Source organism: Enterobacter sp. C3_dUdeg, from assembly GCF_057536195.1.
Genome location: NZ_BAAKFX010000010.1, coordinates 1 through 11,961, shown reverse-complemented (window position 1 = coordinate 11,961; position 11,961 = coordinate 1). Strand labels below are relative to the sequence as shown.

The 11,961-nt window shown below is 54.6% G+C and carries 10 protein-coding genes; 3 read left to right on the top strand and 7 right to left on the bottom strand.

The genetic code is table 11. The features are described from left to right. Positions 1-20: 20 nt before the first annotated feature. The 5 genes from phnE to AC27FC_RS18340 form a co-directional block, all read right to left on the bottom strand. Positions 21-800, bottom strand: a complete 780-nt coding sequence (gene phnE, locus AC27FC_RS18360; RefSeq protein ID WP_094935045.1) for a phosphonate ABC transporter, permease protein PhnE — start codon at positions 798-800, stop codon at positions 21-23. A 117-nt stretch (positions 801-917) separates the two neighbouring features. Then, entirely contained in the window at positions 918-1,934 is a 1,017-nt protein-coding gene (gene phnD, locus AC27FC_RS18355) for a phosphonate ABC transporter substrate-binding protein (RefSeq protein ID WP_196355189.1), read from the bottom strand. Positions 1,935-1,958: 24 nt separating this feature from the next. After that, a complete protein-coding gene (phnC, locus tag AC27FC_RS18350) occupies positions 1,959-2,747 on the bottom strand; it encodes a phosphonate ABC transporter ATP-binding protein (protein WP_033144439.1) in 789 nt (262 codons plus the stop codon). Between the two features lie 173 nt (positions 2,748-2,920). Then, positions 2,921-3,364, bottom strand: coding sequence for a VOC family metalloprotein YjdN (gene yjdN / locus AC27FC_RS18345; protein WP_045889388.1), 444 nt, complete (start codon positions 3,362-3,364; stop codon positions 2,921-2,923). Between the two features lie 80 nt (positions 3,365-3,444). Then, positions 3,445-3,780: a zinc ribbon domain-containing protein YjdM gene (locus AC27FC_RS18340; protein ID WP_023310096.1), complete on the bottom strand. Its 336-nt coding sequence runs from the start codon at positions 3,778-3,780 to the stop codon at positions 3,445-3,447. 595 nt (positions 3,781-4,375) lie between these two features. Between AC27FC_RS18340 and crfC the strand changes: the two genes are divergently transcribed. Beyond that, entirely contained in the window at positions 4,376-6,721 is a 2,346-nt protein-coding gene (crfC, locus tag AC27FC_RS18335) for a clamp-binding protein CrfC (protein ID WP_033144441.1), read from the top strand. Beyond that, complete coding sequence (locus AC27FC_RS18330; protein ID WP_069303543.1) at positions 6,718-7,593, top strand: diguanylate cyclase regulator RdcB family protein; 876 nt, start codon at positions 6,718-6,720, stop codon at positions 7,591-7,593. Before crfC ends, AC27FC_RS18330 begins: the two co-directional genes overlap by 4 nt. Before the next feature lie 44 nt (positions 7,594-7,637). On the opposite strand, the gene kdgT is transcribed toward AC27FC_RS18330, so the two are convergent. Next, a complete protein-coding gene (gene kdgT, locus AC27FC_RS18325) occupies positions 7,638-8,630 on the bottom strand; it encodes a 2-keto-3-deoxygluconate transporter (RefSeq protein ID WP_033144443.1) in 993 nt (330 codons plus the stop codon). A gap of 648 nt (positions 8,631-9,278) precedes the next feature. Here kdgT and proP point away from each other — a divergent pair. Beyond that, positions 9,279-10,781, top strand: a complete 1,503-nt coding sequence (proP, locus tag AC27FC_RS18320) for a glycine betaine/L-proline transporter ProP (RefSeq protein WP_029740241.1) — start codon at positions 9,279-9,281, stop codon at positions 10,779-10,781. A 33-nt stretch (positions 10,782-10,814) separates the two neighbouring features. Here proP and AC27FC_RS18315 read toward each other — a convergent pair whose 3' ends face one another. Further along, positions 10,815-11,768, bottom strand: a complete 954-nt coding sequence (locus AC27FC_RS18315) for a nickel/cobalt transporter (protein WP_033144444.1) — start codon at positions 11,766-11,768, stop codon at positions 10,815-10,817. Positions 11,769-11,961: the final 193 nt, after the last annotated feature.

Here is an 11,961-nt window from a genome sequence, read left to right as displayed (position 1 = left end):
AGAAAACAAAGCCTCGCTTCTCAGATGAAGTGCTTACGCAAACGTTGAGAGAGGAAATCCAGCAGGCTGACGGTGACGATGATGAGCACCATCAGGGCGCAGGTTTGCTGGAACTGGAAACCGCGAATCGCTTCCCACAGGGTGACGCCAATCCCGCCTGCGCCCACCATGCCGACCACCGTCGCGGAGCGGACGTTGGACTCAAAGCGGTACAGGGAGTAGGAGATCAGGAGCGGCATAACCTGCGGCAGGACGCCGTACAGGATCTCTTCGATTTTGTTGGCGCCCGTTGCGCGGATGCCTTCCACCGGGCCGGGCTCGATGGCTTCGACCGCTTCGGAGAGCAGCTTGGAGAGCACGCCGGTGGTGTGGATGAACAGCGCCATCACGCCGGCGAACGGACCCAGGCCAACGGCGACCACGAACAGCATCGCAAAGACCATTTCATTGATGGCGCGACAGGCGTCCATCAGGCGACGCATCGGCTGGTATACCCACCACGGCACGATGTTTTCGGCACTCATCAGGCCAAACGGAATGGAGAGAACGACGGCAAGGGCGGTGCCCCAGACGGCGATTTGCAGGGTGACCGCCATTTCGCTGAGGTAATCCTGCCACTGGCTGAAGTCCGGCGGGAAGAAGTCGGCGGCGAAGGTCGCCATGTTGCCCGCGTCTTTGAAGAGCAGCAGCGGATCCATTTCCGCGCCCTTCCAGGAGATAACCAGCACCGCCAGCAGGATGGCCCAGCTTATGAGCGAGAACCAGCTGCGCTTCGGCGGCGGGAGGGTGATGGCTTGCATGTTGGCTCCTTTGGGTTTAGTCCCCTCTCCCTTGAGGGAGAGGGTTAGGGTGAGGGGGAAATGTGCGCGCTGATGCCCTCACCCCGGCCCTCTCCCACGGGGAGAGGGAGAAAGGCACTACTGCACCGCTTTATTCACGCTCGTCATCGCACCGAGCGCGGCGGTCAGGCGGTCGAGGTCTTCCAGCTGGGCCTCAATTGCGGCCACTTTGCTGGTCTTCTCCTCGTCCTTCAGCCCTTTGTTGTCCTTCACGCTCTGCATCTCTTTAAAAAGCGCCAGCTGGCGAATCGGGACCAGCTGCAGGTCGCTTGACGGGCGGAACGGTGCCCAGCCCAGACGCGCCAGGACCGCTTCCTCTTCCGGCGTTTTGCCATAGGTCATAAAGAAGTCGTACACCTTGTCCTTGGTGCTCTCGGAGAGATTTTTACGCCAGACGATCGGGTCGCCCGGGATCAGCGGCGATTTCCAGATAACCTTGATCTCTTTCAGCTTGTCCGGCGCGGAAGTTTTCAGCTTGTCGAGGTTCTCGGTGTTGTTGGTGGCAACGTCCACCTGCTTGTTGGCCACGGCCAGGGCGTTGGTTTCGTGGCTGGCGTTCACCGTGCGTTTGAAGTCGCTGGCGGAGGCGTTGTTTTTGGCGAAGACGTAGTAGCCGGGGACAAGGTAGCCGGAGGTGGAGTTCGGGTCGCCGTTGCCGAAGGTCAGCTCTTTGCGTTTGGCGAGCATGTCGTTGAGGTTGTTGATCGGGCTGTCTTTGTTGACGATCAGCACGCTCCAGTAGCCCGGGGAGCCATCTGCCGCGACGGTCTGGGCAAAGACCTGGCCGTTCGCGCGGTCCACCGCTTCCATGGCGGAGAGGTTGCCGTACCAGGCGATGTCCACTTTATTAAAGCGCATCCCCTGGATGATGCCCGCGTAGTCCGGGGCGAAGAAGGCGTTCACTTTGATCCCCAGCTTATTTTCCATATCTTTCAGGAACGGTTCCCACTGAGGCTTCAGGTTCTGCTGTGATTCCGTCGAAATAATGCCGAAGTTCAGCGCTTTTTCCTGCTCTTGTGCATACGCCGGGCTTAACAGGGTGCTGAGGCTGAACATGCTGGTAAAGGCCAGCGCGGCAACGGCTTTGTAGCTCATGTACTTTCCTCGGATCGGGTTTAATTAAGCAGCCTGCGCGTTCTCTTCGACGCGGTTAATGCTGCGGTAGAGATGGTCAAAACGTTCGTTATCAAACTGATGGCTCGCGCCATCAAAGAACACATGTCCCTGACGCAGGGCGACAATGCGTTCGCAGTAGCGCAGGGCGTAATCCACCTGATGCAGCGTGACCACTACGGTGATGCCGTCGTTCTGGTTAATGTCGCGCAGGGTTTCCATCACGATGCGGGCGGACTCCGGGTCCAGCGAGGCAATGGGTTCGTCTGCAAGAATGATTTGCGCTTTCTGCATCAGCGCGCGCGCAATCGCCACGCGCTGCTGTTGCCCACCGGACAGGGTGGAGACGCGCTGGTGGGCAAAATGCGCCATGCCGACGCGGGTCAGGGCCTGCAAGGCTTCCTGCTTCTGTGAAGGAGAGAACCAGCGCAGACAGGTGCGCCAGAACGGGGTGCTGCCGAGCGCGCCAATCAGCACGTTCTCCAGCACCGTCAGGCGGTTCACCAGGTTGAACTGCTGGAAGATGTAGCCCGTCTGGGCGCGGCTCTTGCGGATATCGCTGGCGAGACGCCCCGCGCGCTGCACGGTATTGCCCAGCAGCTCGACGTGGCTTTCCGGCGTTTTATCGCAGGTGATAAGACCGCTTAAATGACGCAGAAGGGTGGATTTACCGGAACCGGATGGCCCCAGCAGCGCCACCATTTCGCCCTGCTGGACGGTCAGATCAACGGCATGCAGAGCCTTATTGTGATGGAAGGTCTTGCTCAGTTTCTCGACGCGGATGACGGTTTGCATGTGCTGGGCCTCACGATAAATGTGGCCTCATGCTGGCGCATCAATGTGACATTTGGGTTAAGTCTGGGTTGCGGGAGTTTGAAGAGTTGAAGTGAAAGCGATGACAGTCACCGTAGGCCCGGTCAGCGCAGCGCCACCGGGCGCTGTTGCCGGCTGCGCTGCGCTTATCCGACCTAAGACGTTTGCTGCTGCTTAACGACGTTAATCATCCACGGCACGCCGTATTTATCGGTGACTTTACCGAAACCGTGTGCCCAGAAGGTTTCCTGCCAGGCCATGTCGATATTCCCGCCCGCGGCGAGGTTGTCGAACCAGCGTTTGCCTTCATTAACGTCCTGGGTGTCGAGAACCAGCGTGAAGCCCGCGTACTGCGCGTTGCTGCCCGGCGGCATCCCGTCGCTCATCATGATATCGCTGCCCGCAATGCGGACGTTGGAGTGAGCGATAGCCGAATCCGGAAATTGCATACCGGACGGACAGCCTTCTTCGCTGTTATCGCTTTTTGGCATTTCGCCGAAGGTGATTTTATAGAGAAGCTCTGCGCCGACGGCTTGCTGGTAGAAAGAAGTGGCTTCTGCACAGTTGCCGGCAAAAGAGATGTAGGGACTTAACGGCATAATCTTTACCTCACGTAAGAAAAGCCCGTTAAGTGTAGTTCCCGAAAACCCGGTAAGCGAAGTGCCACCGGGCGGGTAAATCAGTTCTTTTTCACGAACTCTGATTTCAGCTTCATCGGACCGAAGCCGTCAATTTTGCAGTCGATATTATGATCGCCTTCAACCAGACGGATATTCTTCACTTTGGTGCCGATCTTCAGCATGGAAGAACTGCCTTTCACTTTCAGATCTTTAATCACGGTTACGCTGTCGCCGTCCGCCAGCAAATTGCCGTTCGCATCTTTTACGACAAGTGCATCAGCATCGTGTGATGGTTCGGCATCGTTCCATTCGTGAGCGCATTCCGGGCAGATGAACATGCCATTATCTTCATAGGTGTATTCAGAATTGCATTTTGGGCAGTGTGGGAGTGACATATCGGTATCCTCAAAAAGTGTAAACGCGCTGGAAAGTGCCAGCTAAATGACGGCAGCGTGCCGAAAAAGGCGGCAAGTATAGCGCAAATCCACACGTTTGTCGGTGACATTGTGAATTAAAAAAATGCAAAAAGCGTATCGGGAGTGACACTTCCTGTCAGTCAGTTAAGCGATGCTTACCTCATTAACACGTTGGGAAGAAATGACGCTAAATATATCGAATATTTTATTGCAGCAAATTGCTACGCTCCTTCATTTCGGATAAGGTGAAGCGACACATTGTTATTTATCTCCTGACTTCGCTGCCATCCATATCTTTTGGCAGGGGCGTATTACCTCTCTTTTTAGGTGGGTAAATAATGATGATATATCCTGAAGTTTCTTAAAATTGGGCTACGCTTTTTTCCTTTGGCCGTCAGGCCAGGAGGGGAGCTATACACGCCATGCAAGGATAGCGAATTATTTCTGATTATCATCAATCAGTTATATTTCGGCGGACATGTTTTCCACACGTGATCATATAAGCCTGAACAACATAATTAATACCAGTGGCTTAATAAAAGTAATAAATTTGCGTTAAGGAAAGGCTTTTATCATGCACACACAGACCATTTTTGAATTAAGCCAGGAAGCTGAGCGTTTGCTACAGCTCGCCCGGCAAAACCTTGATACGTTGAAATCAATGCCGACTGCTATGCTGGAGAGCACCGCGGCTGCTATTACGGGTGAAAAGAACAACGTTTTACCTTTGCATTTTAGCGCGCGCGGTGTCGAAGCGCAGCAGGCGATGCTGAATAATGAATTACGAAAAATAACCCGGCTGGAAATGGTCCTGGCTATTGTTGGCACTATGAAAGCGGGGAAATCGACCACCATTAATGCGATTGTGGGGACCGAAGTGTTGCCGAACCGCAATCGTCCGATGACGGCGCTTCCTACCTTGATTCGCCACACGCCGGGTCAGAAGGAGCCGGTGCTGCATTTCTCACATGCCTCGCCCATTGATGAATTGATTCAACTGCTTCAGAAAAAGCTATGCGATTACGATCGCGGAAAGCTCGCCCAGCATCTGGAAATTGATAAAGACATGAATACGCTGCTGGAGCGCATTGAAAAAGGAGAGGCTTTTGAGAAGCATCACCTGGGCGCGCAGCCGATATTTCATTGTCTGAAAAGCCTCAACGACCTGGTGAGGCTTTCCCAGGCGTTAGGGGTGGAGTTTCCGTTCTCTGAGTATGCGGCTATCGAACATATTCCGGTGATTGAAGTGGAGTTCGTGCATCTTGCGGGTCTGGATGCTCACCTCGGACAGCTGACGCTGCTCGATACGCCCGGGCCGAATGAGGCCGGACAGCCGCACCTGCAAAAAATGCTCAGCGAGCAGTTGTCCCGCGCGTCGGCGGTGCTGGCCGTGATGGATTATACCCAGCTTAAATCCATCTCTGATGAAGAAGTCCGCCAGGCTATTTCCGCGGCGGGAAAATCCGTGCCGCTGTATGCGCTGGTCAATAAATTCGATCAGAAAGATCGCAATAGCGACGATGAAGAGCAGATCCGGGCGATGATCTCCGGCACCTTAATGAAAGGCAATATTTCGCCTGGCCAGATCTACCCCGTTTCGTCCATGTGGGCCTATCTGGCGAACCGCGCTCGCTACGAGATGAGTACCCACGGACAACTGCCGGATCATCAGGAGCAACCCTGGGTACAGGACTTTGCCGAAGCGGCGCTTGGGCGACGCTGGCGTACGGCGGACCTGGACGATATCGACCATATTCGTCATGCTGCCGATTTGCTCTGGGAAGATTCGCTTTTCGAACAACCGATACGCAAACTGATTTACGCCGCCTATGCCAATGCCTCGCTTTACGCGCTGCGTTCGGCCTCGCATAAGCTGCTCAACTACGCACAAAATGCCCGGGAGTACCTCGACTTCCGCTATCAGGGGCTGACGGTTGCCTTTGAGGCTCTGGAACTGAATATCGCACGTCTGGAAGAGGACATGGCGCTTCTCCAGACGCGTCAGAGCGTGGTGAGCGATGAGGTGAAACATGAAGTTGAGGAGGCGCTGAACGCCACCGCGGACTTTATGGGAGCGCAAAAAACCGCGCTTAACCAGGCGATTGGCGAGGTGTTCAGCGCTCAGCATATTCTTGATTTAGCAGGCATCGATCGGCAGAACCCTCACGGTGACGAGCTGAAGCAGCTGGTTCTGGACGATGAAGGGCAGGCGCAGATCGCGCTGAGTAAAATTCGCTCCTCCTGCGAATTGGTGATGCTGGATGCACAGACGAAAATCTGCCGGGAGCTGGCGTTACGCTTCGACCAGCTTGAATCTACGCTGGCGCGTTCCCTGAACGAAGCCATGCGCCCCATCGAAACGCGTATTAAAGAGCATCTGAGCCATGCGGGTTTTCGGGCGCGAATCAGTTTCCCGGCGTTTCAGGCTCACCAGCTCAACTTCAATACGCGGGCGCTGTTTAACGACGCGATAGCGCAGGATGACAGCCAGGCAGGCCCGTCATCAGGCGGGAGCAGCATGCGAGAAACGGTCTCTCGCTGGCTCAATAATCCGGGCTGGGGCTGGGATGAGTATGTGGAAACGCGCACGCGATATGTTATCGATATTGCGCAGCTACATGACAAATTTAAGCAACATATTGAGCTGTTTTGTGAACAAATACGTAAAGCTTTGTCCGCGCAGGTCGATGTCTCTGTTACGGCAGGAATGGCGACGTTCTTTGCAGAATTCTCGCTGTGCCTGACCGGGTTACAGGAAAGCTTGCGTGATAGCCTCGCAGTGCGTCAACAGAATGAGCATTCAACCCGAGCGCTCTGCCAGCTGTTGAAGCAAAGTATTACGACTGCGGCGTGGATACAGGAAGATACCCGACTGTTACGCGATGATATTCAAACTCTATTCGCGGCAGAGCAACCATGACAACACCACTACTGGACGGCCCCGGGCGAACGCTGGAGTGTATTAATCCAAAATTTATGGTCGATCTGGTTCAGGGAGTGGACGCGGCGCGTCATCCTCACCTGGGACCACAACAGCTTCAGTTTCGTGAGCGTTTGACTCAAGAAATCATGACGCATACCCGGCTGCGCCCCTGGGCGATGGCGGGTATGCTCAATGAAAATGCGGCGCTGCGCCTGGGGCTGGCGGAAAAACTGGCCGGCATGCTTGACCCGGGTCATCTCGCGCTGACTCTGATGGCAGAGAAACTGATTGCTTTGCGCCAGCAGACGCACCCGCGCGCCCAGCAGTCCCCCGGTCTGATGCAGCAGTACGCTGAACTCGCTTCTCATTTTACCCAACGCGCCGCCTATAAAGAGAAGGCGCTAACCCAGCGCGGGCTGACGGTGCAGGCGGGTGAGCATAGCGAGCAGATTTTTACCCGCTGGCGGGCCGGGCATTATGATGGCTGGTCGCTGGCCGGGCGCTGTTTTATCGTCCTGGAAGAGCTGCGCTGGGGGGCATTTGGTGACGCATGCCGCCTCGCGAATGAAGATGTGGCGGCAATGCTTAAGGATAACCTGCGCAGCATGGCGTCTAACTATCTGGCACAGGGCATCAATGCGTCACCCACGACCCGCCATTTCTATCACCAGTGGCTGACAACGCCAGCCTCTCCGGGGTTAATCGATCATAAAGACATGCTGGGGTGGCTGGGGGACTGGTGTCAGGCGGATCAACATCCGGTGAGCTGGTCAGTGACGCAAAACTGGCAGACCGTCGCGCTGGGCATGCCGAGACTCTGTTCGGCAAAACGGCTGGTGGACGGGATGGTGGAAGAGATTTTTGGCTAAATCTCTCCCCCTCTCCCCATTGGGAGAGGGAACGGTGCGGTGTGTTAATGATTCATCTCTATCGGCTTCGGTTCAGGCAGGGTCTCTTGCATATTCCCGTAGCGTTTCGCATACAGCGCCGTGATGATGGGGACCAGAATCGCGGTGACGATCACGCTCGCGGCAACCAGCGCCGTCGCTGAAGCGGCGACCGGTTCGAAGGCCGGGTTAATTTGGGCGATAATCACCGGGTTTGCGACTGCAGCACCGGCGGCTGAAGAGGCGGCGACGCCGGCCGTGCCGTTTCCTCCTCCGATGACGCGGTCAGCAATAATCAGCGGAATACCGGTGATGACGATCACGGCGACACCCAGCACAATGCCCAGCAGGCCGGTATCGAGAATGACCTTCAGGTTGATGGTGTTCCCCAGTGCGAAACCGAAGAACGGGATCAGCACCGGCGTGGCTTTGCTGAAGAAATCACGCAGATCGCGGTCGAGATTGCCAAGGGCGAAACCGACCAGGAAGGGCAGGATCGCGCCGACAAAGTGGTGGGGTTCAAACGAGGCCAGGCCAGCAGACCCCAGGATCAGCATCGTCATCAATGGGCCGGACTCCAGAGACATCAACACAAATGCGCCGGACTCTTCTTTCGTCCCGTACTGATTCATCAGGCTGGCGTACAATCCGCCGTTGGTCATATCCATCGCCGAGACAATCGCCAGGACCGATAAACCCGCAAAGAACCCGGTCTGAATTCCATTCTCCGGAATGAACATCGCGCATATCATTGCCACTGCCCAGGCTACGGCTATTTTGGTGATCACCAGCGTGCCGGATTTCCGTAATACTGTCCCCGTTGCCCGTAAATTAATGGATGCGCCGATACAAAAAAACCAGACGGCAAGAATGGGAACCGTGCCTGTTATCATGCCTTTTGTGAAACCGCCAAAATAAGCTCCGGTATTGGGAGCAAGGGTATTCAGGATCGCGCCCAGTACCAGCGGAACCAGCATCATGCCGCCGGGTATACGTTCTATCGTGGCTTTAATCTTCATAGACAAACCTCACATCGGATCCCGCAGTACGGGGGATAGGTGTTAAAAATTAGTCAATAAATTCAATTGATTGCTCGTATTGCTTGTGGTGTTTTTTCGAAAGCCCTGCAACAAAATTAAATGCGTGCTCTCAATTAACCTTTTCCTTAAACACGTAAAACGCTGAATTCGGATTTATGATGCGATCATTGGAATATTGATTCAATGAAAATAAAACATCGTTTTAGTTATCTTTATCACATATTCAATGTAAAACCTGAGGCCGGTTCCTGCTGATGAAAATTTATGTAAACCTGATGTGAATTAATGTGGTTTGTTTTTCTGTTACGAAAGAAATAATGACGTGCGGGAGGATGTTCTTTAGGTGGGATAAGGAAGTACTTATTGGCACTCCTTGACAAAAATTTGCCTGAGCTGACCAGACACGAAAATATGTGTGAAGTTGATCACAAATATAAACGCTGGTAGGGTAAAAAGGTCATTAACTGCCCAGGCAGGCGTCAACAGGTTCGGTTGTATCGACGTAAAACGTCAATGTAAGTAAACCTGCTACGCTTGAATAAGGCGATTCGCATGGAGCGGATCCCATGGTTCACAGAACGCTAACTGAACTGTGAAACAGACAGGGCCGAGTCAACGAGGATAGCTATGCTGAGAAGGAAAAAGATTAAACCCATCACGCTTCGCGACGTCACCATTATTGATGACGCAAAGCTGCGTAAAGCCATTACCGCAGCCTCGCTCGGTAATGCGATGGAATGGTTCGATTTTGGTGTCTACGGCTTTGTGGCCTATGCGTTAGGTAAAGTGTTTTTCCCCGGGGCCGATCCCAGCCTGCAGATGATCGCCGCACTGGGTACGTTCTCCGTTCCCTTCCTGATTCGCCCGCTGGGCGGTCTGTTCTTCGGTATGCTCGGCGATAAATATGGTCGTCAGAAGATCCTGGCCATCACCATCGTCATTATGTCGATCAGTACATTCTGTATCGGCCTTATACCGTCTTACGCCACCATCGGCATTTGGGCACCCATTCTCCTGCTGATTTGTAAGATGGCGCAGGGCTTCTCCGTCGGCGGTGAATATACCGGTGCCTCGATCTTCGTCGCCGAGTATTCCCCGGACCGTAAGCGCGGATTTATGGGGAGCTGGCTGGACTTCGGCTCGATTGCCGGGTTTGTCATGGGCGCGGGCGTAGTGGTACTGATTTCAACCGTGGTTGGCGAAGATAACTTCCTCGACTGGGGCTGGCGTATCCCGTTCTTCCTGGCATTGCCGCTGGGGATTATTGGTCTTTACCTGCGTCATGCGCTGGAAGAGACGCCTGCTTTCCAGCAGCACGTCGAAAAACTGGAACAGGGTGACCGCGAAGGGCTGCAGGATGGTCCGAAGGTGTCGTTCAAAGAGATTGCCACTAAGCACTGGCGCAGCCTGCTGACCTGTATTGGTCTGGTGATTTCGACCAACGTGACCTACTACATGCTGTTGACCTACATGCCGAGCTATCTGTCGCATAACCTGCACTACTCGGAAGATCACGGTGTGCTGATTATTATCGCCATCATGGTGGGTATGCTGTTTGTGCAGCCGATTATGGGCCTGTTGAGTGACCGTTTTGGTCGTCGACCGTTCATTATCCTGGGAAGCGTTGCGCTGTTTGCTCTGGCAATTCCGGCATTCATTCTGATTAACAGTGATGTGCTGGGGCTGATTTTTGCCGGTCTGCTGATGCTGGCGGTGATCCTTAACTGCTTTATCGGGGTGATGGCCTCCACGTTGCCCGCGATGTTCCCGACGCATATTCGCTACAGCGCGCTGGCCGCGGCCTTTAACATCTCGGTGCTGATTGCCGGTCTGACCCCGACGCTTGCCGCCTCGCTGGTCGAGAGCACGCAGAACCTGATGATGCCGGCTTATTACCTGATGGTGATTGCGGTGATTGGTTTGATTACAGGTCTTACCATGAAGGAGACGGCGAATCGCCCTCTGAAAGGCGCAACACCTGCGGCGTCTGACATCCAGGAAGCGAAAGAGATCCTGCGCGAGCACTACGATAACGTAGAGCAGAAGATTGAGGATATTGACGCAGAGATTGAAGAGCTGCAGAAAAAACGCTCCCGACTGGTGGACCAGCATCCACGCATCAATGAGTAATAAAGAAACCCGCCAACGGCGGGTTTTCTTTTATTAGCATCCGGCAGCGATGTAGTCGCCATTGGCGCTGACGGGGATCACCGTCAGGAACAGCACCGTCGCAAACAGGATCAGGACTATCCCTCCGGCTATTTTGACTGCCGGTACGAGCCATCTCAATGAGGCGCTCTCTCCGAACCAGGTCACCGTGCGCTCGCGGGCGTAACGTACAGCCAGGGAAAGCCCCACAATAGAAAGTGCGGTGCCCAAAGACATGGTCATGACCGCGGCTACCCCCCAGGTGACAATGCCCAGCGCGTTCGAAAACATCAGAATCATGATCGCCCCGCTGCACGGACGTGCGCCAATCGCCAGAATGACGCCCAGGCGCGTTTTCCAGTCGCCCTGCGTCAGATCTGTACCTACGCCGTGATGTCCGCAGCCACAGTGTTCATCGTGCTGATGAAGCGGCTTGATGGCGGAGATAGTCATCCTGCGCGGGCGCAGGCTCTTCAGCGCCTGGTAAATGACAAAAGCACCGAATGCGCCAATAAGCACTGCGCTTATCTTCTCCACGTACCAGCGGCTGGTACTGATATCCCCTGAGGCGAGGTTAAACCCCACCGCCAGAATAAAGACAAACAGAATGGCGCTGACGCCCTGCATCAGGCTACCCAGGAAGGGGACAACCCGGGCGGCCAGTTCGCTTTCCTTATTGGTGGTCAGATAGGTCGTCACGATGAACTTTCCGTGTCCGGGTCCAATGGCGTGAAGGACACCATAAAGGAAAGCCCCCGTTAACAGCCATAATCCGCCGCTGTACTGGTGGTTATTAAGCTGCAGCAGATACATCACCAGATAGCGGTGCAGCGTAATTTGCGTGGCGAGACACCACTGGATAAAGGCGTTCCAGTGCGCATGCAGGGTAAAACCGGCAAAGAGGAGTGCCAGCAGCATCACCCCTGCTGTAGGGAGACGCCAGTCGCGGGCGAGGCGTTGTGTGGTCATGAGGGTGGGCCTGCACTGAGGAGAATATTTGCCGCTAGTATAGTTGATCTTCTAGCTCAATTCGTGGGATCGCATCGCGATCCGCTCATGATTGTGGATAACTTTGTGCATAAAAGGGTATAAGGCGGGGTTTTGCTGTGGAATGCAGCAGTCAGTCATTTTTCTGACATTTAGCGGTTGCGGCCTGCTGAGA